The organism is Flavobacterium adiutor, from assembly GCF_048282555.1.
Lineage (GTDB): Bacteria > Bacteroidota > Bacteroidia > Flavobacteriales > Flavobacteriaceae > Flavobacterium.
Genome location: NZ_CP182487.1, coordinates 4,641,533 through 4,665,637 on the forward strand (window position 1 = coordinate 4,641,533; position 24,105 = coordinate 4,665,637).

Annotated in this window: 24 protein-coding genes; 15 read left to right on the forward strand and 9 right to left on the reverse strand. The window is 33.5% G+C overall.

Going from position 1 to position 24,105, the window contains the following annotated elements; genetic code table 11:
• The first annotated feature begins 5 nt into the window (after positions 1 to 5).
• From ACNC7R_RS19605 to ACNC7R_RS19620, 4 genes are all read left to right on the forward strand, one after another.
• A complete protein-coding gene (locus tag ACNC7R_RS19605) occupies positions 6 to 2,579 on the forward strand; it encodes a BamA/TamA family outer membrane protein (protein WP_417942714.1) in 2,574 nt (857 codons plus the stop codon).
• A gap of 59 nt (positions 2,580 to 2,638) precedes the next feature.
• Entirely contained in the window at positions 2,639 to 3,706 is a 1,068-nt protein-coding gene (fbaA, locus tag ACNC7R_RS19610; RefSeq protein WP_073412962.1) for a class II fructose-bisphosphate aldolase, read from the forward strand.
• Between the two features lie 82 nt (positions 3,707 to 3,788).
• The gene (gene accD, locus ACNC7R_RS19615) at positions 3,789 to 4,646 is read left to right on the forward strand and encodes an acetyl-CoA carboxylase, carboxyltransferase subunit beta (RefSeq protein WP_417942715.1); all 858 of its coding nucleotides are present in this window, start codon (positions 3,789 to 3,791) and stop codon (positions 4,644 to 4,646) included.
• An 84-nt stretch (positions 4,647 to 4,730) separates the two neighbouring features.
• Positions 4,731 to 5,324 (forward strand): hypothetical protein, encoded by a 594-nt coding sequence (locus tag ACNC7R_RS19620; protein WP_417942716.1) that lies wholly within the window; start codon positions 4,731 to 4,733, stop codon positions 5,322 to 5,324.
• 281 nt (positions 5,325 to 5,605) lie between these two features.
• Here the strand turns inward: ACNC7R_RS19620 and ACNC7R_RS19625 are convergent, their stop codons facing one another.
• Positions 5,606 to 6,853, reverse strand: a complete 1,248-nt coding sequence (locus tag ACNC7R_RS19625) for an ABC transporter permease (protein ID WP_417942717.1) — start codon at positions 6,851 to 6,853, stop codon at positions 5,606 to 5,608.
• Between the two features lie 165 nt (positions 6,854 to 7,018).
• On the opposite strand from ACNC7R_RS19625, the gene purH reads away from it, so the two are divergent.
• From purH to rodA, 6 genes are all read left to right on the forward strand, one after another.
• The gene (gene purH / locus ACNC7R_RS19630; protein ID WP_417942718.1) at positions 7,019 to 8,545 is read left to right on the forward strand and encodes a bifunctional phosphoribosylaminoimidazolecarboxamide formyltransferase/IMP cyclohydrolase; all 1,527 of its coding nucleotides are present in this window, start codon (positions 7,019 to 7,021) and stop codon (positions 8,543 to 8,545) included.
• 56 nt (positions 8,546 to 8,601) lie between these two features.
• Entirely contained in the window at positions 8,602 to 9,630 is a 1,029-nt protein-coding gene (locus tag ACNC7R_RS19635) for a rod shape-determining protein (RefSeq protein ID WP_008466528.1), read from the forward strand.
• A 91-nt stretch (positions 9,631 to 9,721) separates the two neighbouring features.
• Positions 9,722 to 10,552 (forward strand): rod shape-determining protein MreC, encoded by an 831-nt coding sequence (gene mreC, locus ACNC7R_RS19640; RefSeq protein WP_417942719.1) that lies wholly within the window; start codon positions 9,722 to 9,724, stop codon positions 10,550 to 10,552.
• Positions 10,545 to 11,051, forward strand: a complete 507-nt coding sequence (locus tag ACNC7R_RS19645) for a rod shape-determining protein MreD (RefSeq protein ID WP_417942720.1) — start codon at positions 10,545 to 10,547, stop codon at positions 11,049 to 11,051. Before mreC ends, ACNC7R_RS19645 begins: the two co-directional genes overlap by 8 nt.
• Positions 11,048 to 13,027 carry a penicillin-binding protein 2 gene (gene mrdA / locus ACNC7R_RS19650; RefSeq protein WP_417942721.1) on the forward strand — a complete coding sequence of 660 codons (1,980 nt, stop codon included), beginning with the start codon at positions 11,048 to 11,050 and terminating at the stop codon, positions 13,025 to 13,027. The genes ACNC7R_RS19645 and mrdA overlap by 4 nt, the downstream gene beginning before the upstream one ends.
• A gap of 17 nt (positions 13,028 to 13,044) precedes the next feature.
• Positions 13,045 to 14,280 carry a rod shape-determining protein RodA gene (rodA, locus tag ACNC7R_RS19655; RefSeq protein WP_417942722.1) on the forward strand — a complete coding sequence of 412 codons (1,236 nt, stop codon included), beginning with the start codon at positions 13,045 to 13,047 and terminating at the stop codon, positions 14,278 to 14,280.
• 53 nt (positions 14,281 to 14,333) lie between these two features.
• Here rodA and ACNC7R_RS19660 read toward each other — a convergent pair whose 3' ends face one another.
• The 6 genes from ACNC7R_RS19660 to hemW all read right to left on the reverse strand — a co-directional run bounded on the left by ACNC7R_RS19660 (position 14,334) and on the right by hemW (position 18,527).
• The gene (locus ACNC7R_RS19660) at positions 14,334 to 15,032 is read right to left on the reverse strand and encodes a PH domain-containing protein (protein WP_417942723.1); all 699 of its coding nucleotides are present in this window, start codon (positions 15,030 to 15,032) and stop codon (positions 14,334 to 14,336) included.
• A gap of 104 nt (positions 15,033 to 15,136) precedes the next feature.
• The gene (locus ACNC7R_RS19665; RefSeq protein WP_417942724.1) at positions 15,137 to 15,505 is read right to left on the reverse strand and encodes an MmcQ/YjbR family DNA-binding protein; all 369 of its coding nucleotides are present in this window, start codon (positions 15,503 to 15,505) and stop codon (positions 15,137 to 15,139) included.
• A 153-nt stretch (positions 15,506 to 15,658) separates the two neighbouring features.
• Positions 15,659 to 16,024: a DUF4260 domain-containing protein gene (locus ACNC7R_RS19670; RefSeq protein ID WP_417942725.1), complete on the reverse strand. Its 366-nt coding sequence runs from the start codon at positions 16,022 to 16,024 to the stop codon at positions 15,659 to 15,661.
• Positions 16,024 to 16,422: a GNAT family N-acetyltransferase gene (locus tag ACNC7R_RS19675; protein WP_417942726.1), complete on the reverse strand. Its 399-nt coding sequence runs from the start codon at positions 16,420 to 16,422 to the stop codon at positions 16,024 to 16,026. Before ACNC7R_RS19675 ends, ACNC7R_RS19670 begins: the two co-directional genes overlap by 1 nt.
• A 174-nt stretch (positions 16,423 to 16,596) precedes the next feature.
• On the reverse strand, positions 16,597 to 17,352 hold the full coding sequence (locus tag ACNC7R_RS19680) for a cyclase family protein (protein WP_417942727.1): 756 nt from the start codon (positions 17,350 to 17,352) through the stop codon (positions 16,597 to 16,599).
• Positions 17,353 to 17,390: 38 nt separating this feature from the next.
• The gene (hemW, locus tag ACNC7R_RS19685) at positions 17,391 to 18,527 is read right to left on the reverse strand and encodes a radical SAM family heme chaperone HemW (RefSeq protein ID WP_417942728.1); all 1,137 of its coding nucleotides are present in this window, start codon (positions 18,525 to 18,527) and stop codon (positions 17,391 to 17,393) included.
• A gap of 79 nt (positions 18,528 to 18,606) precedes the next feature.
• On the opposite strand from hemW, the gene ACNC7R_RS19690 reads away from it, so the two are divergent.
• On the forward strand, positions 18,607 to 19,167 hold the full coding sequence (locus ACNC7R_RS19690) for a hypothetical protein (protein WP_417942729.1): 561 nt from the start codon (positions 18,607 to 18,609) through the stop codon (positions 19,165 to 19,167).
• A 42-nt stretch (positions 19,168 to 19,209) separates the two neighbouring features.
• On the opposite strand, the gene ruvC is transcribed toward ACNC7R_RS19690, so the two are convergent.
• Complete coding sequence (gene ruvC, locus ACNC7R_RS19695; RefSeq protein WP_417942730.1) at positions 19,210 to 19,764, reverse strand: crossover junction endodeoxyribonuclease RuvC; 555 nt, start codon at positions 19,762 to 19,764, stop codon at positions 19,210 to 19,212.
• A 121-nt stretch (positions 19,765 to 19,885) separates the two neighbouring features.
• Here ruvC and ACNC7R_RS19700 point away from each other — a divergent pair, with 121 nt between their 5' ends.
• Together ACNC7R_RS19700 and ACNC7R_RS19705 are read left to right on the forward strand one after the other, a co-directional pair.
• Positions 19,886 to 20,830, forward strand: a complete 945-nt coding sequence (locus ACNC7R_RS19700; RefSeq protein ID WP_417943199.1) for a hypothetical protein — start codon at positions 19,886 to 19,888, stop codon at positions 20,828 to 20,830.
• The gene (locus tag ACNC7R_RS19705) at positions 20,827 to 21,930 is read left to right on the forward strand and encodes a glycosyltransferase family 2 protein (protein ID WP_417942731.1); all 1,104 of its coding nucleotides are present in this window, start codon (positions 20,827 to 20,829) and stop codon (positions 21,928 to 21,930) included. Before ACNC7R_RS19700 ends, ACNC7R_RS19705 begins: the two co-directional genes overlap by 4 nt.
• Before the next feature lie 133 nt (positions 21,931 to 22,063).
• On the opposite strand, the gene ACNC7R_RS19710 is transcribed toward ACNC7R_RS19705, so the two are convergent.
• The gene (locus ACNC7R_RS19710) at positions 22,064 to 22,549 is read right to left on the reverse strand and encodes a hypothetical protein (RefSeq protein WP_417942732.1); all 486 of its coding nucleotides are present in this window, start codon (positions 22,547 to 22,549) and stop codon (positions 22,064 to 22,066) included.
• A gap of 170 nt (positions 22,550 to 22,719) precedes the next feature.
• Between ACNC7R_RS19710 and ACNC7R_RS19715 the strand changes: the two genes are divergently transcribed.
• The gene (locus ACNC7R_RS19715; protein WP_417942733.1) at positions 22,720 to 23,220 is read left to right on the forward strand and encodes a DUF456 domain-containing protein; all 501 of its coding nucleotides are present in this window, start codon (positions 22,720 to 22,722) and stop codon (positions 23,218 to 23,220) included.
• Between the two features lie 279 nt (positions 23,221 to 23,499).
• The gene (locus ACNC7R_RS19720; protein WP_417942734.1) at positions 23,500 to 24,087 is read left to right on the forward strand and encodes a hypothetical protein; all 588 of its coding nucleotides are present in this window, start codon (positions 23,500 to 23,502) and stop codon (positions 24,085 to 24,087) included.
• Positions 24,088 to 24,105 lie beyond the last annotated feature (18 nt).

The window sequence follows — 24,105 nt, forward strand, 5'->3', positions numbered from 1 at the left end:
AACACTTGAAAAAGATTTTTACAAAAATAACAGCATTTATTCTAATAGCAATACTTATTTGCGCTTGTAATGCAGTGAAACGAGTTCCGGACGGAAAAAATTTACTTATAAAAAACAATATTATTGTAAATGGTAAATCCACCAATGATGAAACTGCTTCAAATCAGATGTATCAAAAACCAAACAGTAATTTATTAGGATTTCGTCTGCGTTTAAATTTATATAATCTTGCAAAATTAAACCCTGATTCCAGTTATCAGGCAAAATTTAAAAACAATCCCGGAAAATATGAGCGCCAGTCTAAAATATTATCTGCTAAACAGGTAGATCGTCTTGGACAGTCTTTTTTATACAAAGGAATTCATGAGTTTTTAAAAAGAACAGGTGAGCCTCCTGTGATCATTGATACTTCAAAAACTAAAAAAACTTTAGGCCGCTTAAAATCCTACTATTTCAACAATGGCTATTTCAATGTAGCTATGAATTATGATATTGACAGCGTAGCTTATAAGAGAGCAAAAATCAATTACAACATTACAACCGGAACCGCCTATACTTTGGATTCTATTAGACAAAATATAAGCACGCCGGCTTTAGATTCGTTATACAAAACAAACCCTGAACCTTCTATATTAAAATCAGGAAATCAATTCAAAACCAGTGATTTTGAAGAAGAAAAAAATCGTATCACTACCTATTTTAGAAATCATGGAGCCTATTATTTCCAGCCTACATATGTTACTTACGATGTTGATACCATTGGTAAAAAAAACAAGGCGGACATAAATTTAATCATTAAAGACAACAGCATTCAGGAAAAAGACTCCAGCAGGACAGAACATTTTAAATTGTATAAAATCAGTGACGTCAATATTTATACTGATTATTCTCCCGCACGTGCAAAAAGCCAAATTAAGGACAGCACCACCTATAACAACTTTAATTTGTACAGTTATGACAAATTAAAATACAAACCCCGGGCAATTACAGATGCTATCTTCATCACAAAGGGAAGTACCTATGCAGATTTCAGAACCACTCTTTCGTCACGTTACCTAAACAACCTGAAAATTTTTAATTATCCATCGATACAATATGAAGTTGACAGACGGGATTCAACTGCCCAATCCTTAATTGCAAAAGTTTATTTAACGCCCAGAAAAAAATACAGTTTTGGAGCTACTTTAGATTTAACCCATTCCAATATCCAGGATTTTGGAATTGGTGCCAGTATTTCAGAAACGATTCGAAATGTATTTAACAGAGCAGAAACATTAGAAATTTCTGCACGTGCAAATATAGGTTCATCAAAAGATATGGCCAATCCTAATAATAATTTCTTTAATGTTTCAGAATATGGGGTCGACATGAAACTTAATTTTCCAAGAATTTTAATGCCTTTTGGTACCGAGAAAATTATTCCGAAAAGTATGATTCCATCTACAGCAATAGCAGCTGGTTTTTCAAAGCAAAGAAATATCGGTCTGGATAAGGAAAATTTCACTGGTGGTTTATCCTATCTTTGGTCTCCAAAAAGATACAACTCTGCAAAATTAGAATTACTGAACGCCCAATATGTTCGTAACCTAAACCCTGATAATTATTTTAAGGTCTATACTTCTTCTTATGATGAGTTGAATAATATTGCCAGAGATTACAATATCACCCCTGAAAACTGGGGAGATACACCAGAAGAACAAAATCAAAAAAACCTAATCATACCTAAAGGAACAACTGGTTTCACAAATGATGTCATCAATAACAAAACAGCATTGACAGCATCGGATTCAAAATACAAAGACGTTCAGGGTATAGAAGAAAGAAGGGTACGTCTGACTGAGAATGACTTTATTTTGGCAACTAGTTATACCTTTACCAAAACAACCAAGAAAGACCTGGCTGATAATACTTTTTATCAGTTTAAAACCAAAATAGAATCAGCTGGAACTTTATTATCGGCTATTTCAAGTATTGCCAGTCTGCCTAAAAACTCAACTGGCAATTATGAAATCTTCAATCTGGAATATTCAGAATATCTAAAAACTGAATTTGACTATATCAAACACTGGGATTTCGGCAAAGAAAAAGTACTGGCTGTCCGAAGCTTTTTTGGTATAGCAATTCCATTTGGAAATTCAGACTATATCCCTTTTTCAAGAAGTTATTATTCAGGAGGATCAAATGACAATCGAGCATGGCAGCCGTATGCATTAGGTCCTGGAAGTACAAATGCGGTAAATGACTTTAATGAAGCCAATATGAAACTCGCCCTAAGTGGGGAATTTCGATTCAAAATCTTCGGAGATGTTAAAGGCGCAATCTTTGCAGACGCCGGAAATATCTGGAATGTCTTGGATAATGTAACTGATGAGAAGGCAAAATTTTCCAGCTTAAACGATTTCGAAGAAATTGCTTTAGGATCCGGATTTGGTTTGCGATACGATTTGAGCTTTTTTGTTATTCGTTTAGATTTAGGCTTTAAGACTTATAATCCGGCGCATGAGCCGGGTAAACGTTGGTTCAGAGAATACAATTTTGGACATTCTGTTTTAAATTTTGGGATAAATTATCCGTTCTAATGCTAATTAATTCTTATTTTTGCAACCTAAAAACCTAAAAACAACTAAAAAAAATTACAATGGCACACAATATTAAACCAGGAGTAGCTACAGGAGATCAGGTACAGGAAATCTTTAATTATGCAAAAGAAAAAGGATTTGCACTTCCGGCAGTAAACGTAACCGGATCAAGCACAATTAATGGCGTACTTGAAACTGCAGCAAAATTAAATGCTCCGGTTATCATTCAGTTCTCTAATGGAGGGGCGCAATTCAACGCTGGTAAAGGATTATCGAATGCAGGTGAAAAAGCGGCAATCGCAGGTGGTATTGCAGGAGCAAAACACATTCATACTTTAGCAGAAGCTTACGGTGCAACTGTAATTTTACATACTGACCACTGTGCAAAAAAATTATTGCCTTGGATTGATGGCTTATTAGATGCTTCTGAAAAACATTTTGCAGAAACAGGAAAACCATTATTCAGTTCTCATATGATCGATTTGTCTGAGGAGCCAATCGAAGAGAATATTGAAATCTGTAAAGAATATTTGGCCAGAATGAGCAAAATGGGAATGACATTAGAAATCGAGCTTGGTATTACAGGTGGTGAAGAAGATGGCGTTGATAACTCTGACGTTGATAGTTCAAAATTATATACTCAGCCAGAAGAAGTAGCTTATGCTTATGAAGAATTATCTAAAGTAAGTCCTAAATTTACAATTGCTGCTGCTTTTGGAAACGTTCACGGTGTTTACAAACCAGGAAACGTAAAATTAACTCCAAAAATCTTAAAAAATTCTCAGGATTTCGTACAAAACAAATTCAACACTGGTCACAACCCAGTAGATTTCGTTTTCCACGGAGGTTCAGGATCTACACTTGAAGAAATCAGAGAAGCTATCGGTTATGGAGTTATAAAAATGAACATCGATACTGATTTACAATTTGCATACACTGAAGGAATCCGTGATTATATGGTAAACAACATTGAGTATTTAAAAACTCAAATTGGTAATCCAGAAGGTCCGGATGCTCCAAACAAAAAATACTACGACCCAAGAAAATGGGTTCGTGAAAGTGAAGTTACATTCAACGCAAGATTGGAGCAGGCTTTTGCTGATTTAAACAACGTGAATACACTATAATAAAAAAGTTTCAAGTTTAAAGTTTCAGGCTTCAGGTTTCGCAACTTGAAACCTGAAACCTCAAACAAATAAAACATTCAATATGGCTTGGTTTAAAAGACAGGAAAAAGGGATTACGACTGCTACAGAAGACAAGATGGACGTTCCGAAAGGATTGTGGTACAAATCTCCTACCGGAAAAATTATTGATGCTGATGAATTAGCGAGAAACTTATTCGTAAGCCCTGAAGATGATTTTCACGTTCGAATTGGAAGCGCAACCTATTTTGAAATTTTATTCGACAACAACGAATTTGTTGAGTTAGATAAAAACATGACATCTAAGGATCCCCTGCATTTTGTAGATACAAAAAAATATGCAGATCGCTTGAAAGATGTTATGGAAAAAACTCAACTTAAAGACGCTGTTCGTACCGGAGTAGGAAAATCTAAAGGGAAAGAACTTGTAATCTGCTGTATGGATTTCGCTTTTATTGGTGGATCTATGGGCGCAGTTGTAGGTGAGAAAATCGCAAGAGGTATTGACCATGCGATCAAAAATAAATTGCCTTTTGTAATGATTTCTAAATCTGGTGGAGCTCGTATGATGGAAGCTGCTTATTCGTTAATGCAATTAGCAAAAACATCTGTAAAACTGGCTCAATTAGCAGAAGCTAAATTACCTTATATTTCTCTTTGTACAGACCCTACAACGGGTGGAACAACTGCTTCTTACGCAATGCTAGGAGACATCAATATCTCTGAGCCAGGCGCTTTGATTGGTTTTGCTGGTCCGCGTGTAGTTCGTGATACTACAGGAAAAGATTTACCTGAAGGTTTCCAAACTGCTGAGTTTCTTTTAGAGCACGGTTTCTTAGACTTTATCACGCCTAGAAAAGAATTGAAAGATAAGATCAATTTATATATTGATTTGATTCAGAATAATGATATTAGAAAATAGTTTTAAGACTATTCTAAAACATATAAAATCCCATTAGCAAAGCGAATGGGATTTTTTTATATCTTTATTTTTAAATCTTAGTTTATGGGAAAAGTTTTTATTTGTTTTGCGATTAGTTTACTTCTTTTGAATTGCACCAGAAAACAAGAAAAAATTATCCCAAAAAACAAACAATATATTATTTCTTACGAAGATGAAAAACTCAACAAATATTTCGATTCATTAAAAAGACACACCAATATAATAGCTATTCCTCCAAAAGGATTTTATGGCGAAAGCCAACTTCTCATTGATAAACAAGGTGATTTTTATTATTATCAAAATAGATACATTGAAATTGGTTGCGGTACAGGCAGTGAAAATGACACATTACCACACTTTTTGGATTTACAACCAAAAGATGTTATAAAAGTCCCTCAAAAAAGTTTAAGCAATTTTTTATCAGAAAACATTTTAAATAAAGAGAAAAATAGGCGAATATTAATTGTTGCTTCTCAAAATGACACTATAAAAAATACTTCATTTTTCAATTTTATAAATAAAAATAAATTGCAATCTTACGCAATTAGAAGAACAACTCAAGAGGAAGATACTGTTTTGAAATACAAGAAAAATAACGATTTTTACTTTTCAGACAAAATCAAATGGGATAACACAAAAATTAAACTTCCTAAGTAAATATTTGTCGTTCCTACGGAACTTTTGAATGCGGGAAATCATTTTCTCAACAGAATAAATTCCGTTGCTACCGATATTTAATTCCTACGGAATTTATTCAACGATTAGTAAGCTCAAAACTTAATTCCACGAAATTTAGTCTTCAAAGCACATCTCAGCCCCTTAGCAGTTGAAAATTAAAAAAACTTTACCCCTCTGCCTCTTTGCTCATCTGAACCTTCAAGAAAAAATCTTAGAATCTTAGAATCTTAGCAATTCAGAACCTTAGAACCTCAAAAAAACTACATCCCCGTTCTAATAGCTTCAACTGGATCAAGATTCGCTGCCGAAATTGCAGGCAAAATTCCTGAAATTAATCCGATAAGAGCAGCCAGAGTTGTTCCTAAAATTATATTTCCAACGCTTAAGACAAATTCAAAATCAAGTGCTTTTGTTAAAACAAACGCAATTCCCCAAACCATCAGTAAACCAATAATCCCACCGATCACAGAAAGAATTATGGCCTCGAATAAAAACTGAAATAATATGAATCGGTTTTTCGCACCCAACGATTTTTGAATTCCGATTAAATTGGTTCTTTCTTTTACTGATACAAACATAATATTGGCAATTCCGAAACCTCCTACCAAAAGAGAAAACCCGCTGATGATCCATCCTACAAGATTCATCTGACCTAAAATACCGTCAATAAAATCTGTAAATCCAGAAAGCACGTTGATAAAAAAATTATCCATCTCCCCTGCTTTCATTCCGCGAATTGCCCTTAGTTTTTGAGCAACTTCTGCTTTATAAGCATCCATATCGACACCTTTTGTAGGCTTTAAAACTATCATAGGAGTCATCGCATCACTATCTCCATACATTCTTCTTAAAAAATTTGCCGGTAGATAAACTGATGTGTCATTACTATCGCCAAAAAATCCCGCTCCTTGTTTAGTCATAACACCAACAACATTAAAACGCTGACCATAAAGACGAATATTTTTTCCAATCGGATCCATTGAACCAAAAAGTCCTTCAGCAACATCATATCCTAAAACAATAACCGGAGTTCCAGAATTAGATTCTGATTCATTGTAAAACCTTCCTTTATCAAAGCTCAAACCATCAATATCACCCATTTCAAACGAAGAAGGATTAACTCTTACATCCGCAACCGTTTTTGAATCATACTTTAAAGTTTCTTTATTTACCCAAAGCTGGTAACCAATTTGATCGGTGTTATTGAGGGAGTTTTTCAATCCGATATATTCATCATATTTTACATTCGGAAACTGCTCTCTCTTCCATTGCGGAATTTCTGAAGGTCCAAAGCTAAATTTCATTAAATAAATCGTATTTTTATCTAAACTGCTCAAATCTTTAGAGATTTTTTTATCTAAAGAATCAACAGCGGCTAAGACAGCTATAATCGAAAAAATACCAATAGTAACGCCCAATAATGACAACAGGGTGCGTAATTTATTATTTCGCAAAGCATTAACAGCAAAGCTTAGACTTTCTTTTAACAACCTAAGATAAAGTAGCATATATTCGTTTTTTTCGACAAAGTAAAATTCAATAAATTTAAATCAAAAACCTAATAAAAGGTAACTTACTCATCAGTAGATTTTTTTAAGAGAATGTTACATTAAAATCTTTTAAAATAATATAGAAAAAAACTACTTTTGCAGTCTGAAAATTATAACTACACGATGAGCACAACTAAAAAAATACAATCAGCATTAATTTCAGTTTTTTCTAAAGATGGATTAGAGCCAATTGTTCGAAAATTACATGAACAAAATGTAACACTTTATTCGACTGGAGGAACAGAAGATTTCATCAAAAACCTTGGAATTCCGGTAGTTCCTGTTGAAGACATTACTTCTTTCCCTGAAATTCTTGGCGGAAGAGTAAAAACGTTGCACCCAAAAATTTTTGGCGGAATCTTGAATCGTCAGGACAATGAAAGTGATGTGCAGCAAATGAAAGAATTTGACATTCCTCAAATTGATTTAGTAATTGTTGATTTGTATCCTTTTGAAAAAACAGTTGCTTCTGGTGCAAGCGAACAAGATATTATTGAAAAAATTGATATTGGCGGAATTTCATTAATTCGTGCCGGTGCAAAAAATTTCAAAGACACTGTAATCGTAGCTTCGGTTAACGAATACAGCTTACTTTTAGACATCATTACAGAACAAAACGGAAGCACAACTCTTGAAAACAGAAGATTATTTGCTTCAAAAGCTTTCCATGTTTCATCTCACTATGATGGAGCTATTTTTAATTATTTCAACACAGACGAAACTATTTACAAAGAGAGCATTGCAAACGGTCAAGTTTTAAGATATGGTGAAAACCCTCACCAAAAAGGATTCTTCTTCGGAGATTTTGATGCTATGTTCAAAAAAGTTCACGGAAAAGAGTTATCTTACAACAACTTATTAGATGTTGATGCTGCTGTAAATTTAATTGCTGAATTTAAAACTGACGGCTCAACATTTGCAATCTTGAAACACAACAATGCCTGCGGATTAGCTTCAAGAAAAACAATCAGCGAGGCTTATTTAGCCGCTTTAGCTTGTGATCCTACTTCTGCTTTTGGTGGAGTGTTAATTTCTAACACTAAAATTGACGTAGAAACAGCACAGGAAATCAACAAGTTATTCTGCGAAGTAGTAATCGCTCCTAGTTATGATGATCAGGCTATCAGTATTTTACAAGAAAAAAAGAACAGAATCATATTGATTCAAAATGAAGTTGAATTACCATCGCGTCAGGTGAGAACTTGTCTTAATGGTTTGTTAATTCAGGACAGAAATAATATTACGGATACTAAAGAGCATTTAAAAACCGTTACAATTACAGAACCTACTGCTCAGGAAATTGAGGATTTAATTTTTGCATCAAAAATTTGTAAAAACACAAAATCAAATACGATTGTTTTTGCAAAAAACGGAACATTGATTTCTTCTGGTACAGGTCAGACTTCAAGAGTTGATGCTTTGATTCAGGCAGTTGAAAAAGCAAAAGCTTTTGGATTTGATTTAAATGGTGCTTCGATGGCAAGTGATGCATTTTTCCCATTTCCGGACTGTGTAGAATTAGCTAAAAAAGCAGGAATAACTGCTGTAATTCAGCCAGGAGGTTCGATAAAAGACGAATTAAGCATAAATTATTGCAACGAAAATAATCTTGCAATGGTATTTACTGGAACGCGTCATTTTAAACATTAATTTGTTTAACTTTGTTCGATAAATAATTTATAACATTTTAACCCCCTAAAAAACTTATGGGATTTTTTGATTTCATGACTGAGGATATTGCAATAGACCTTGGTACCGCAAACACTTTAATCATTCATAATGATAAAGTTGTTATTGACAGCCCCTCTATCGTGGCACGTGATAGAGTATCCGGCAAAATCATCGCTGTTGGTAAAGAAGCCAACATGATGCAAGGTAAAACACATGAAAACATCAAGACCATAAGGCCTTTGAAGGATGGTGTAATTGCCGATTTCGATGCTTCAGAAAAAATGATCAATATGTTCATTAAAAGCATTCCGGCATTAAAAAAGAGAATGTTTACTCCAGCTTTAAGAATGGTAGTTTGTATTCCGTCTGGAATTACTGAGGTTGAGATGCGTGCTGTAAAAGAATCTTGTGAGCGTGTAAACGGAAAAGAAGTTTATTTGATTCACGAACCAATGGCAGCAGCAATTGGTATTGGCATCGACATTATGCAGCCAAAAGGTAACATGATTGTAGATATTGGAGGTGGTACAACAGAAATCGCTGTAATCGCTTTAGGCGGAATTGTTTGTGACAAATCTGTAAAAATTGCGGGTGACGTTTTCACAAATGATATTGTATATTACATGCGTACACAGCATAACTTATTTGTTGGAGAAAGTACTGCTGAGAAAATAAAAATACAGATTGGAGCGGCTATAGAAGATCTTGACGGACCACCGGAAGATATGTCAGTACAAGGTAGAGACTTACTTACAGGTAAACCAAAACAAGTAGATGTTTCTTACCGTGAAATTGCAAAAGCATTAGATAAATCGATTCAGCGTATAGAGGATGCTGTAATGGAAACATTATCTCAGACTCCTCCTGAATTAGCTGCTGATATTTACAATACTGGTATTTATTTAGCTGGTGGAGGATCAATGTTAAGAGGTCTAGACAAGCGTATATCTCAAAAAACAGATTTACCGGTTTATATTGCCGAAGATCCGTTAAGAGCAGTTGTACGCGGAACAGGAATGGCACTTAAAAACATTGCAAAATTTAAAAGCATCTTAATCAAATAAGAATCAATATTTTTTAGAGTTAAATTAAATTATTTGACTCTAAAAAATTTGAACTCAAAGCATATCCTGAAACAAAATAACCAAACAAGAAATGCAGCAAATTTTTAATTTCATTATAAAAAACAGTAATCGTTTGCTGTTTTTGCTGCTTTTAGGTATTTCGTTGGCCCTCACAATCCAATCTCACTCATTTCACAGAAGCAGAACCATCAGCTCTGCTAACTTTATTAGTGGTGGCGTTTATGAAAAAATAAACAGCGTAAATGAGTATTTGAATTTAAGAGCTGAAAATGACGAACTGGTACTTGAAAACGCAAGATTAAAAAGTCTTTTATTCAACATAGAAGACACAACAAAAGCACCAATGATCGACAGTATTAAAGGTGTAAAGCCAGCTGACATCATTGTCTCAAAAGTAATTCATAACTCGTATAATACACACGAAAACTATCTCACTTTGAATTCAGGATCAAAGGAAGGTGTTAAACAAGATATGGGTGTGATAAATAGCTTAGGAATCATTGGGATCATAGACAACACTTCTCCTAATTATTCTACCGTGATAAGTATCCTTAATATGAAATCGCAGATTAATGCCAAAATTAAAAAATCAAATCACTTTGGCTCACTTACCTGGAATGGAAAAAGCACGGGGTTTGTTCAGTTAACAGATGTTCCAAGGCTTGCTTCAGTTAGAAAAGGAGATACTATAGTAACAGGAGGGCAATCAGTTATTTTTCCTGAAAACATTAACATCGGAACAGTTGATAAAATTTACACCGATAAAAAAACTACTTTCTATACTATCAATGTTAAGTTATTTAATGACATGACTAATTTAGGACATGTTTATATTATTAAAAGTAAGGGAAGGGAAGAACTAATTAATTTAGAAAACAAAAACAAGGAAAAAGATGAATAGCGCACTGTTAGTCAATATTTTTCGATTTATTATGTTACTTGCAATTCAGATTGTTATTTTTAACAACATGAATTTCTTAGGGTACATAAGTCCTTACCCGTATATTTTATATATTATTTTATATCCTGTAAACAGCAATCGATCCGGTTTAATAATTTCGAGTTTTTTATTGGGTATTACAATGGATATGTTTTGTAATTCAGGAGGTATTCATGCAGCAGCCTGTGTCATTTTAGCTTATTACAGACCCTATATTTTTAAATTCTCTTTCGGATTAAGTTATGAATATCAAACTATAAAGCTAAACGAATCCCTAACCCCCGAGCGTTTTTCATTTATTTTGGTTTCCGTTTTATTGCATCACATAGTTTTATTTATCCTGGAAGCTTTTCAATTTAAATTCATTTGGGATATTTTGCTCCGAACTTTATTTAGTTCCGTTTTTACAATACTCATTTCTATCATAATCATTTATCTTATTAAGCCAAATAAACGATGAGAAAAGTCCTGCTGCCCACTTTAATTATTATTGCAGCATCTTTGCTATTAATCAGGATATTTTATTTGCAGATTATTGATGATTCGTTCAAATTGAAATCAGAAAATAATGCTATCAAAATAAAATATGACTACCCTGAACGCGGATATATTTATGACAGATACGGAAAACTGCTTGTAGCAAATCAGTCCTCTTATGATATCATGGTGATCCCAAGGGATATTAAAGATGATCTCAATATCACTGAATTCTGCGAACTATTAAATATTACAAAGGAAGAATACGAGAAAAGAATAGCCAAAGCAAAGGTTTATAGCCCAAGATTACCTTCTGTTTTTTTATCACAGCTTAACAAGACAGAATTTGCAGCTTTTCAGGAGAAAATAAGAAAATATGAAGGCTTCTATTTTCAAAAACGTTCTCTTCGTGATTATGAAGTTGATTGTGGCGCTAATATTTTTGGTTTTATCACACAGGTAAACGAAAGACAAATTGCAAAAAATCCTTATTACAATAGTGGTGATTTAATTGGAAAACAAGGCGTTGAAGAAAGCTATGAGGAAATCCTGAGAGGTATAAAAGGGGTAAAATATATCCAAAAAGACAAATACAATAGAGAAATTGGTTCTTATAAAAACGGAAAATATGACACTATCGCTGTTCAGGGAGAAGATATTAATTTAACTATTGATGCTGCACTTCAAAAATACGGTGAAGAATTGATGATCAATAAAAGAGGTGGTATAGTTGCTCTTGAACCTAGCTCAGGTGAAATTTTAGCACTTGTAACCGCACCCTCATATGATCCGGCAATCTTAGTTGGAAGACAGCGTTCTAAAAACTTTACTCTGCTGTATAATGACTCTATTGCAAACCCTCTTTACAACAGAGCACTTTTAGCTGAATACCCCCCAGGTTCTCCTTTTAAAATTTTAACAGGGCTGGTAGCATTACAGGAAGGCGTGATTGACGAAAACTTTTCTGTTTCCTGTCACCATGGTTTCAGTTATGCGAGAGGGCGTTTTATGAGATGTCACTGTAGTGGAGGACAATTGCAGTTACACAGGGCTATTTACCAATCTTGTAACAGTTATTTTGCAACAGCTTACATGAGGACTATCAATAAGTATACAAAACCTGCTGCTGCTGTAGATGTATGGAGTAATCACCTTAAAACTTTTGGGTTAGGTGAGTTTATGGGTTACGATTTACCAACTGGTAAGAGAGGGAAAATTCCAACTTCTAAAACCTACAAACGAATGTATCCTAATGGGGGCTGGAGAAGTACTGCCATTGTTTCAAATGCAATTGGTCAGGGAGAAGTCGTAATGACACCAATTCAGTTGGCAAATATGATGGCTACAATTGCGAATCAGGGCTATTATTACACTCCTCACATCATAAAAAAGATTGAAGGCAAAAGCATAGATTCAAAATTTACAACAAGGCACACAACATCGATTGACAAAAAATATTTCCCTCCAATTATAAGCGGCTTATTTGACGTTTATAATATGGGAACAGCAAGCAGATTAAAAGTCGAAGGAATTGACATCTGTGGAAAAACAGGTACAGCAGAAAATTTTGCGAAGATTGACGGTAAAAGAGTTCAGCTTGAAGACCACTCTATATTTGTTGCATTTGCGCCAAAAGACAATCCAAAAATTGCGATTGCCATTATGATTGAAAATGGAGGTTTTGGAGCTTCGATTGCCGGACCTATTGCGAGTTTAATGATAGAGAAATATTTAAAAAAGAAAATTTCCAGAACAGATTTAGAAGTCAGGGTTTTAAACAAAAGTCTTCAAAGCGAATATGCAAAATTAGGCGGACTTTCGGAAAGTGTTAAAAAAGAAATGCGCATAAAGGATTCTATTGCAAATGTTGCTAAATTAGAAATTAAACGAAAAGACTCCATTGCAAAAAGCAAAAGAATAATTCCGAAAACCAAAGCTGATTCCATCAAACGAAATTAATAAGGGCTTCATTTAAAATGAAAAATCAAAGTGTAAAAAAAAATATTGACTGGATAAGCGTTATCATTTACACTATTCTGGTGATTCTGGGATGGTTAAACATATATTCATCTTCCTTATCTTCTACAGAAGGAACTTATGAAAAGCAGTTAATATTTATTGGCTGTACTATTCCTCTAATTTTTATTGTTCTATTTGTTGATGGTAAATTCTATGAAAAATATGCCAGTATCATCTTTGGAGTAGCATTATTATCATTGACCGGATTGTTTCTCTTCGGAAAAACAATTGCGGGACAAAGATGCTGGTATGCTATCGGAAGCTTTACACTTCAGCCATCAGAATTTGCGAAAGCGGCTACTTCATTGGCCTTAGCCAAATATCTAAGCGACACACAAATTAACCTTAAGGAAACGAATCGTCAAATTCAGGCACTTGCCATAATATTCCTGCCTGTTATTTTGATTTTACCGCAACCTGATCCCGGGAGTGCTTTAATTTATAGTATCTTCATTATTGTTTTACATCGGGAAGGTCTTCCTGCCTGGTACGTATGGACAGGTTTTATAACCATCCTTCTATTTGTATTAACACTCGTTTTAGAGCCTTATGTCGTTATTTTAATTGCATTCGCAGTATTGGCTATTATACATTTTAAAGGAAGAGCTGTTGACCGTAATATCATTTTAAGCAGTATACTTCTGGCCATTATTTCAGCGTTTGTGTTTTCAGTTGATTATGTTTTCGATCATGTTTTTAAACAACATCACAGAGACCGTTTCAATATATTGCTAGGAAAAACGGTCGATATGAAAGGTATCGGATACAATACTAACCAATCTGAAATTGCAATCGGATCTGGAGGCTGGATGGGAAAAGGCTTTTTAGAAGGAACGCAGACAAAAGGTGGTTTTGTACCGGAACAGCATACGGATTATATATTTACAACTGTGGGTGAAGAATGGGGGTTTCTTGGTTCCTTTATTGTTATTGCATTATTTGCCGGGTTGCTTTTAAGAATTATTTATTTAGCCGAAAGACAAAAAACAAAATTTAGCAGGGTTTACGGCTATTGTGTAGCCGGAATTTTATTCATTCACTTTTTTGTGAACATTGCCATGGTAGTCGGCATATTTCCAACGATTGGGGTTCCTCTGCCATTCTTTTCTTATGGAGGATCTGGTTTATGGGGATTCACCATTTTACTTTTTATATTCTTAAAAATGGATGCTAATAAAGTCAATGAATGGTAATCAAAAAACTATAAGAATAAAAAAATCCGAAGTTTAAAGCTTCGGATTTTTTATTACATATAACTTAAAATTTCTTTTTTATAAGAGTCATATTCACCCTGGAGAATTAGGCCATTATCCAGCAGTTTTTTATAATTCTGTAATTTATCAAAAAGTTCTTCTTTAGATAATTCACTTAATTTACGTTCTCCGCTTGACTGAGTTTGTTGAATTGGCTCGAAAGTTTCCGTATAAGACGGAGCTGCCGGTAAGATTTCTGCAAAATTAGTTACTTCTTCTGTTTCTACCTCTTCAACTATATCCCCAATCTCTTCCGCCTGAATGGTTTCTGAAGCAGGAGCTGATATTGTCACAGGATTTTTAAGCAAATCCAATTGTTCTTTTGCATATGTATATATTTTTCTGGCCTGGATTTTTGGAATATAATCAATCGAAATTGACAAATCAGTATTAGTATTAAAAGAGAATTCTGATCCCAGAATATTTTCTTTTACAAAAGCTCCCGCAACATCATCCCAGGTGTAATCTGTAAAATCCATTGAAAGACCCAGATTTTTAGGTTTACAAATAATAATTCTTTTATTTGTTAATACAATGCTATCCGGAAAAACAGTAATTGCAGGCTTTTTTTGAACTGCTATATATCCTACTTCTTCTCCTTTCATCAATAAATCATTGAGTTTTGAAGTAATTTTTTCAATCGCTTTAGGATCTTGCTCTTCGTTCAGAAATTTTTTAAATTGTTCTTTCATATGCTATAAACTACTAAGTTGCAAATTAATTGAGTGTTATGTTTGACATCCCTTACAAATGTAATGCCTAATTTTCTAATCGCTCCACCTGTTCGGTAAAAATTTCACCTCGGGTCGATAATTTCATTCTGAATTTTCTTTGTCAAACTTTTGAAAACCAATTCATATGAATGATCTATGAGTTCCTTAACAAAATGTCCCGGTAAACTTCCGTTTAATACAATCGTATTCCAATGTACTTTGCTCATATGAAATCCTGGTTTTATTTCATCATATTCTGCCCTAAGCTCCTGAGCACGCTCCGGATCACATTTTAAATTTACTGAAGGTTCGTTTTTTTCCCATTGTGACAAAGACGACAAAGCAAACATTTTTCCACCAACTTTAAATACTAAAGTATCTTCATCAAAAGGGAAATGCTCGGTGACACCTTTTTTCGAAAGACAATATTCATAAAATGTTTCTAAATTCATCATTATTTATTTAGAGCCTGTTTAGATTTTATCTAATTGCTTTTTACGGCTTATTTTCCGTTATATTTCGTTAAATTTACTCAAAAACAAGTCTATTATTCTTTCAAAATTTGCCTCATCTATCGAAAAATAATCTCATAAAAATCTAAATATTTAAATTTTAAACAGGCTCTTACCAATTTCACCCAAATGAGTGTATTTAAAACCTTTTCCATATTTAAGGCCATAACCAAAAATGCGATCCATTGCAGAATGTGACAGCAAAATAACTCCTGCTAATTGCAGAACTTCAATTTTAAAATACGATCCTAAAATATAAAATAAAACGGCAATTCCTTTATGATGAAACACATTATAAAAAAACGCTCCGCTTTTATTTCCAAATAAATATCCCAGCATCGATAAATCAGGAGCTAAAATTAAAGCCAAAAACCACCACCATTCAAAACTTAAAAGACTGAACAAATAGATTCCGAAAATAAATAAAGCCGTTTCTTCGAGTTTAATAATTGTATTCATCATAGTATTTTTTCCATCATTTTTTCAGGATGACTCAGTTTAGTAAATCCAAATTTTTCGTATAAAAAATGCGCATCTGTGGTTGCCAGACGCCAGATTTTAATATCTTTCAGCAATGGTTCATTGATCATATGCTGAATTAAAATCGATGAATATCCTTTTCCACGATGTTCTTCCGTAATAAAAACATCCATCACATAGCCAAAAACAACATAATCTGTAATTACTCTTGCAAAACCAATTTGTTTATCATCCAAATAAATCCCAAAACAAACCGAAGCATCTATTGTAGTCTGCACTTCCTGAATAGTCCTGCCGGCTGCCCAGTAAATATCTTTCAAAAAGTTTTGGATAAATGGAACGTCAAGTTTTGTTTTATCTGTAGAAACGATAATCATTAGAGTTTGTTTTTTTAGCCACAAATTACACAAATTTTCACGAATTATTTTTTATTCTACGTATTACAAATTAGAAATTATTAAATCTGTGAAAATCATTTTAGCCCGATAGCTCTATCGGAATTGGCAAGACAAAAAAATTGCAAAAATTTACGAAATTTGTGGCTGACTTTTTTAAATCCGATATAAAATAGGCTTCGAAGGACTTGCATCATTTTCAAACGACGCAATTTGAAGATTTAGAATATAATTCCCATCTTTAATTTCGTCTGGAACATAAATCATTTCTGTAATAGTTGCGTTTAATCTCGCATCAGAATTTAAATTTACAATGTCTTTTACATTCCAAAAAGCCTTATGTGCCAGCAACTTACCCTCATCATGCTCGCGGTCAACGCTGGGCAAATCAATCAACAAATGCTGAATTTCGCTTTCGCGGATAAATATTGCGGCCTCTTCAGACAAATAGGGCGGATTTGTATTCGAATATTTCCTTGATTTTTTGTCTTTTGAATTTGGAACTGTCCTAATGATAATTGCTTCTGGTTTTGTAGTATGGAGTGAAACCGAAATCTGCTCTTTTGTAATCACAAAATCTTCCCCAATTTTTTCAGGTTTGATGGTGATTAGTCTGGCAAAAAAGAAAAACTCTTTTAAAGACTGGTTTATACTGTAAAAATCATTTGTAATATGGCCTAAACATTCAGTATGTGTACCATGTCCATGCGGATTGAAGAAAATATTATTGAAATTAGTCGATGATTTTCCTTCCGAAACTTTGCCGATCCAGTCTCCAAAAACCACAGGCTCAATTGAAGGTTTTTCAATATACCAGGCAATTGGGTTTTCTTCTGTATTAGTTAATGGAATCGAGATATCAATGGGTTTTGATAAGTCTATTTGATATTGATTGTCAATTACTGCTAGCATACACAAACTATTATACGAATTTTATCTGCATTAAATTTTTATTCATCCAAATTTAAATAAAACAAATCACTCGCGATTCCATCCGTTAGAAATTTTCCTTTTGATGTTGGTTTCAGTATGTCATTTTCTATTGAAAGTAAATCATCATCTAAGAACTTTTGAGATTCTTTTTGAAGATAATTTAGATATTCCAATCCAAACTCATTTTTAATTCTTTCTAGAGAAACACCCCAAATCGTTCGTAATCCTGTCATAATATATTCATTATAACGATCTGAAGTAGTCAGAATTTCAGTTTCTATGGGAAGTTTATTTTCCTGAATTGATTTTAGGTAAAGCGAATTATTGGCAATATTCCAGCCTCTTTTTTCTCCATCATAACTATGTGCAGAAGGTCCGATTCCGATATATTTTTTCCCGAGCCAGTAAGCAGAATTATTTTTTGAGAAATAATTTTCTTTCCCAAAATTCGATAATTCGTAATGAATGAAACCGTTTTTTTGAAGCATTTCAACCAAAATCATAAAATGATTTGAAGCGGCTTCATCCTCTGGTTCAGCAATCTTCCCGGTTTGAATTAATTTACTCAAAGCTGTTTTCGGCTCAACTGTCAAAGCATAACTCGAGATATGCGGAATGCCAAAATCCAGAGCCGTCTGAATATTCTGTTTCCACATTTCGTCGCTCATACCCGGAATTCCGTAAATTAAATCGAGTGAAATATTATCGAAATATTTTGTTGCTTCTTCCAGACATTTTTTGGCTTCCGCCGAATTATGAGCGCGGTTCATCATTTTTAAATCTTCTTCGTAAAAAGACTGAATTCCGATGCTTAAGCGGTTTATCGGACTTTTAGATAATTCTAAAATCCGTTCTGAAGACAAATCATCCGGATTGGCTTCTAGAGTGATTTCAGGATTTTCAACAACTTTATAATTCTTGTAAACTTCAGAAATCAAAAAGTTGATTTCTTCATTACTTAAAACTGAAGGTGTTCCTCCACCAAAATATATCGTTTCTACAATCTCATCTTCAAACTCATTTTTTCGCATGGCAATTTCTTTAGCTAATGCCATAACCATATCGTCTTTCTTTTTCATTGAAGTTGAAAAATGAAAGTCGCAATAGTGGCAAGCCTGTTTGCAAAATGGTATATGAATATAAACTCCAGACATAAAAATTATTTAACAAACTGAATATTCTTAATAAAGTGCCAGATATTTATTAGTTTTGGTCAAATCTATAAATTATATTATGAAAAAAATTACCCATTTGCTTCTTATTTTACCGCTTTTATTGTTTTCTTGTTCTTCTGATGATAGTTCAGAAAATAATGAACAAAATTCTAACCCTAATACTAGTACTCAACCTCAATTTGCTATGACTGCTACAATTAACGGAAAGTCATTTAAAGCAAACAATCCTTTCGGGACTAACTTGTATTCTTCAACAAACATCTGGTCTTATTATCCTAAAGCAGATTTTGTGATGCTTCAAGGAAGACAAGGAGGTATTTTAGGCAACCCGGAAATCAATATTTGGTTAAAAAGAACAGATATTAAAATTGGAACTTACAAAGTTACTACAGATGAAGACAATCCAACTACTCATGCAATTGACTTAACAGACAATGAAACAGATGAATTCGAGTACACAAAAGAAGGTTCCATTACTATAACTGAAGTTAACTCACAAAAGAAAATTGTAAAAGGGAAGTTTAATTTCACGACTTCCTCAACTTACACTGATCAAAAAGACACTAATTATACTATTACAGATGGTACATTTGATTATCAGTATGAAGATGTAAAATAATATTTATAATTACACATAGCCAGATTGATTAAAATAATCTGGCTATTTTCTTATCTTATCCTCATTCTGTTTCACAAAAGCATCCCAGCCCGAATAACTTTTTCCGGCCACTACTTTTCCTGAATTGAAATGATGGCAAACGGCTGCTGCCAAACCGTCTGTTGAATCAAGATTTTTCGGTAATTCTTTCAACCCTAAAAGCTGTTGCAGCATTTTGGCAACCTGCTCTTTGCTGGCGTTTCCGTTTCCGGTAATCGCCATTTTTATTTTTTTAGGTTCATATTCGGTAATCGGAATACCTCTTGAAAGTCCGGCTGCCATGGCAACACCCTGTGCGCGACCAAGTTTTAACATCGACTGTACATTCTTGCCAAAAAAAGGAGCTTCAATTGCAATTTCATCAGGAAGATGGGTCTCGATTAATTCGATGGTTCTTTCGAAGATTATTTTTAGTTTTTGGTAATGATTATCGTATTTGGAAAGCTGCAATTCATTCAATTGCAGAAATTCCATTTTTTTATTGGTTACCTTAATCAGTCCAAAACCCATAATCGTGGTTCCGGGGTCAATACCTAATATGATGCGTTCTTTTGTCAACAGAAGTTTTGTTTCAAGTTTATTTTATTTCAAGTTTCAAGTTACCTGAATCTTGAATAAATCATTTTCTAATTTACTAATTGCCACATTATCTCATTCTCAAATTGACTACTTTTGCGGCATGATTTCAATTCCTCACAAAGCTAAACAATTCCTTGTTCTTCTGGCCAAACTTTTGATTGTTGGCGGTGCATTTTATTTTATTTACAATCAGCTGGCGAACAATGATAAGCTGGACTGGCAAAAGTTCATTACATTGTTCCGAAAAAACCAGTCGGTTTTAGGAATTGGATTTATCTTGCTGTTGAGCGTGCTGAATCGCTTTTTTGAAATTTTAAAATGGCAGAATTTAGCCCAAGTGATTTATCCGATATCTTTAGGTGAAGCAACAAAACAGGTTCTCGCCGCTTTAACCGCCGGGATTTTCACGCCAAACGGAGTTGGGGAATACGCAGGAAAAGCTTTGTATTACACTAAAACGGAAGCTAAAAAAGTAGTTTTTCTGAACTTAATCTGTAACGGAATCCAGATGATTCTGACGATTATTTTTGGCATTTTTGGTTTGTTGTACTTCAATGCATTGTACGCTGTCATGACCACAAAAACAGTATTGATTTTATTTGGTGGATTTGTACTGATTCTGCTTCTGTTATTTTCAATAAAAAAGATAAAAGTAAAAGGATATTCAATTGAAAAACTGATTCATAAAATCAATGAAATCCCAAAACCAGTTCATCAAAAAAATATCTTTTTAGGCATTTGCCGTTATTTGGTTTTTTCGCACCAATATTATTTTTTGTTTCTCGCTTTTGAAGTTCATCTACCTTATTTAACCTTAATGGCAGCCATTACTTCAGTCTATTTTTTGGCTTCTTCATTACCCACATTTCAGTTTTTGGATTTTGCGGTAAAAGGCAGCGTTGCGATTTATTTCTTCGGTATTCTAGGCGTAAACGAATGGATTGTGGTTTTCATCAGCACTTTAATGTGGTTTTTAAATGTAGTTCTTCCGATTGTTTTGGGAAGTTATTATGTATTAAATTTTAAAACAAAAACTGCTGGATGAGTTTGCTATTGTTCGTCATATTAAAAATTTATGTCCTAACAATCGGCTTGCTGATTTATGGTTTTTTCAAAGTCAAAAATTGTAAAAAATCAGATTTAGAACCTAAAACAGGTTTTACTATTATAGTTCCGTTTCGCAATGAAGCAGAAAATTTACCGATCCTTTTAGAAAGCGTTTCTAATTTAAATTACCCACTTGATTTATTTGAAGTGATTTTGGTTGATGATTCTTCAGAAGAAAAGTTTCAGGCTTCAGGCTTCAGGTTTAAGATGTCTACAATTGATTCTATTCGTATGTCAAAATCTCCTAAGAAAGATGCCATCACAACCGCAATGCAGCATGTAAAAACCAATTGGGTCATTACAACTGATGCCGATTGTATCGTTCCTGAAAACTGGCTTTTGAGATTCGACAATTATATTCAGGAAAATAAAGTTTCTATGATGGCGGGAGCAGTTACGTATGATTGCAAAAACTCATTTTTAGATCATTTCCAGCAATTAGACTTAACTAGTCTGCAAGGGGCTACAATTGGAAGTTTTGGACTCAATTGGGCTTTTATGTGTAATGGCGCAAACTTTGCCTACAGGAAATCATTGTTTGAAAAACTTAACGGATTTGAAGGAAACAATAAAATCGCCAGCGGAGATGATGTTTTTTTATTGCAAAAAGCAATTCAGAAGTTTCCACAAGAAATTCATTATTTAAAAGCTCAAGAAGCTATTATAACAACCAAACCCACTGAAAGCTGGAAAACCTTATTTTATCAAAGAGTACGCTGGGCAGGAAAAACAAGTTCGTATCAAAGTCTGTTTGGGAAGACATTGGGATTGATTGTTTTCTTTGGAAATTTGAGTTTTGTCATTGGCTTTTTATTCCTCTTTTTGGAAATCTGGTCATATCCAGTTTTTGTTTTGTTTGCTTTTGTCAAGTTTGTGACAGATTTTGTTTTGCTTTCTGTTACCAATCGCTTTTTGACAAAAGCCAATATTAAAAGTTTTTTACTGAGCAGTTTATTGTACCCGTTTTTTAGCTGTGCGGTTGCTTTATACAGTTTGTTTGGCTCTTATGAATGGAAAGAGCGTTGGTTTAAAATATAATTTCCGTTTGAATCTTAATATCTAGCCTGATGGAAGCGACATCTCCCGCTTTAGAAAAACAAGGCTTTTTACCGTAGTTTTTGTCAGCAGAAATACAGCGGACAGGAACAGCTTCTAAATAACACTACTGATTTTATTTTTTTTCTTTCTCCTTAAGAATGACAGGTAAAATAAATTGTGTTTTTACCGGAATTCCTCGTTTTATGGCTGGATTTACTTTTGGAAAATCTATCAATCGTGCACGCAGGATACTATCGATTTTTATCGTATCATAATTCACCGAATCCTTAGGAAATTGTGGCTCAAACTTCATGGTAGCGTTAGGAAAGACAGTTACTTTTACTTCTATAGTATCTAATTCAGGATACAAAATGGAGAGTGTGTCAATATCTAATTTTTCCTGAATAAGCTGCGACATGATTTCAAAAAAACATTTCTGTCTCTGACTTTTATCGTTGATTTTCTCGCAGTCTGGCATAGAAGGATATTCATCAACTTCTTTCCAGTTGATTGATTTTAATTCTTTTTGAAGCAATTCTTTTTCAGAAGGTATCTGCTTCTCAAAATATTGACAAGAATTTAAAGACATGAAAACAAAAAAAAGAAAAAAACGTTTCAAGATTTTGATGTTGATTTGACTAATATTGTAAAAATACGATTATTTTTTGGTAAACTTTGTATTGTAAATATTCTTCAAAGAGAAATTATGAACTATTTTTTCATTACTTTATAAATGATGATTCAATAGATGACATAAATTTACAATTAAAATTTAAAACGGTTTTTAGTATGGATTTAGTATTCGTTTTACTTGGTTTTATTTGCATGATTATAGGAATCATGGGAAGTTTTTTGCCCGTTTTACCCGGACTTTCAAGCTGTTGGGTTGGCTTGTTATTGCTCTATTTAACCAAAGCTGTTGAAAACAATTACTGGGTTTTAGGAATTACTTTCATCATCATGATTATCATCACGATTTTAGATTATATCATTCCAGCTAAGGGAACTAAGCGTTTTGGTGGCAGTTCATACGGCATCTGGGGAACCAATATTGGCCTTATTGTTGGCATTCTAGCTCCAATTCCGTTTGGTGTAATTATAGGTCCATTTGCAGGAGCATTTATAGGGGAAATGCTATACGATTCTAAAGATCATAAAAGAGCATTTAAGGCTGCAACTGGCTCACTAATTGGTTTTTTAGCCTCCGGTTTTATCAATTTTTTAGTGTGTGTGATTTATCTGGGACTATTTCTTACTATAGTTTGGCAAAACAGAAGTTTATTGTTTTAATTACACAATCAACACTTAAGTATTTTCTTATTTTTTAAAAGTCATTCAAACAAAAACTCTTTTTTTTTAAAAATAATTACTTCCGGGTTTTGGCACTAAGCATGGTATTTGCTGATAATACCATAATTTGTTAATCAAATTACACAAAAGGTAAAAACAAAATATTTAACTTATTTTTTGGATATGTTAATTTATTTTATATTTTTATCACTATAATCGACAAAATACCACATTTAATCGGTTTATTGACAGTAATTATTAACTAATCCCGTAACAATTATGACCCCAAATCTACAAATTGAGCTACGTCGTTTTATTTCGTCTAATGTCATCTCAAAACTGAACAAATTCTATTTCGAAAATGATGCCTTATTAATTAAGGCAATCGATGTTTCATTGGGAACTGTTCTAATGGGCTGTTATAACAATGTTGACGAGAAAGCTTTAGTGGAAATGACTGAGCTTTTACCAGATTCAACATTTTATAAAGAAATTGATTTTACCTCTTCCCGAATTTTGTCTGTAGATGAAAATTATAAATCAAAAGGAAATTTCTTCTTAGAAAAGATTTTCAGCAGCAAAAAAGCCAGAATTACCGAAATGATTTCCAATGAAGTTGGTATCAAAAGTGAAACAGCACGTGAAGTTTTAAATTTTTCTACATTGCTTATACTTTCTTATTTACAGTATAATACCGAAGTAACCTCAAGTCTAAAACTGCTTCTGGATGAACAGAAAAGAGATATCCTAAACAGCATACCTCCTGGAATTAAAATTATTTTAGGCTTTTCATGTTACGAAACAGTAGAAGAAAAAAATAATTCGCGTTTTGCAAGATCAATTTTTAATTTTTTTGGAAACATCTAATTTTTAATCCATTTATAA

Coding starts and splice junctions, on each gene's coding strand:
- mrdA (WP_417942721.1), top strand. CDS start 11,048: ATGAGAAAAGTCCTGCTGCCCACTTTAATTATTATTGCAGCATCTTTG.
- ACNC7R_RS19680 (WP_417942727.1), bottom strand. CDS start 17,352: ATGCTAGCAGTAATTGACAATCAATATCAAATAGACTTATCAAAACCC.
- accD (WP_417942715.1), top strand. CDS start 3,789: ATGGCTTGGTTTAAAAGACAGGAAAAAGGGATTACGACTGCTACAGAA.
- ACNC7R_RS19720 (WP_417942734.1), top strand. CDS start 23,500: ATGACCCCAAATCTACAAATTGAGCTACGTCGTTTTATTTCGTCTAAT.
- ACNC7R_RS19690 (WP_417942729.1), top strand. CDS start 18,607: ATGAAAAAAATTACCCATTTGCTTCTTATTTTACCGCTTTTATTGTTT.
- ACNC7R_RS19620 (WP_417942716.1), top strand. CDS start 4,731: ATGGGAAAAGTTTTTATTTGTTTTGCGATTAGTTTACTTCTTTTGAAT.
- ACNC7R_RS19625 (WP_417942717.1), bottom strand. CDS start 6,853: ATGCTACTTTATCTTAGGTTGTTAAAAGAAAGTCTAAGCTTTGCTGTT.
- ACNC7R_RS19660 (WP_417942723.1), bottom strand. CDS start 15,032: ATGAAAGAACAATTTAAAAAATTTCTGAACGAAGAGCAAGATCCTAAA.
- ACNC7R_RS19715 (WP_417942733.1), top strand. CDS start 22,720: ATGGATTTAGTATTCGTTTTACTTGGTTTTATTTGCATGATTATAGGA.
- mreC (WP_417942719.1), top strand. CDS start 9,722: ATGCAGCAAATTTTTAATTTCATTATAAAAAACAGTAATCGTTTGCTG.
- ACNC7R_RS19705 (WP_417942731.1), top strand. CDS start 20,827: ATGAGTTTGCTATTGTTCGTCATATTAAAAATTTATGTCCTAACAATC.
- ACNC7R_RS19665 (WP_417942724.1), bottom strand. CDS start 15,505: ATGAATTTAGAAACATTTTATGAATATTGTCTTTCGAAAAAAGGTGTC.
- ACNC7R_RS19635 (WP_008466528.1), top strand. CDS start 8,602: ATGGGATTTTTTGATTTCATGACTGAGGATATTGCAATAGACCTTGGT.
- ACNC7R_RS19675 (WP_417942726.1), bottom strand. CDS start 16,422: ATGATTATCGTTTCTACAGATAAAACAAAACTTGACGTTCCATTTATC.
- rodA (WP_417942722.1), top strand. CDS start 13,045: ATGAAAAATCAAAGTGTAAAAAAAAATATTGACTGGATAAGCGTTATC.
- ACNC7R_RS19670 (WP_417942725.1), bottom strand. CDS start 16,024: ATGAATACAATTATTAAACTCGAAGAAACGGCTTTATTTATTTTCGGA.
- purH (WP_417942718.1), top strand. CDS start 7,019: ATGAGCACAACTAAAAAAATACAATCAGCATTAATTTCAGTTTTTTCT.
- hemW (WP_417942728.1), bottom strand. CDS start 18,527: ATGTCTGGAGTTTATATTCATATACCATTTTGCAAACAGGCTTGCCAC.
- fbaA (WP_073412962.1), top strand. CDS start 2,639: ATGGCACACAATATTAAACCAGGAGTAGCTACAGGAGATCAGGTACAG.
- ACNC7R_RS19645 (WP_417942720.1), top strand. CDS start 10,545: ATGAATAGCGCACTGTTAGTCAATATTTTTCGATTTATTATGTTACTT.
- ACNC7R_RS19700 (WP_417943199.1), top strand. CDS start 19,886: ATGATTTCAATTCCTCACAAAGCTAAACAATTCCTTGTTCTTCTGGCC.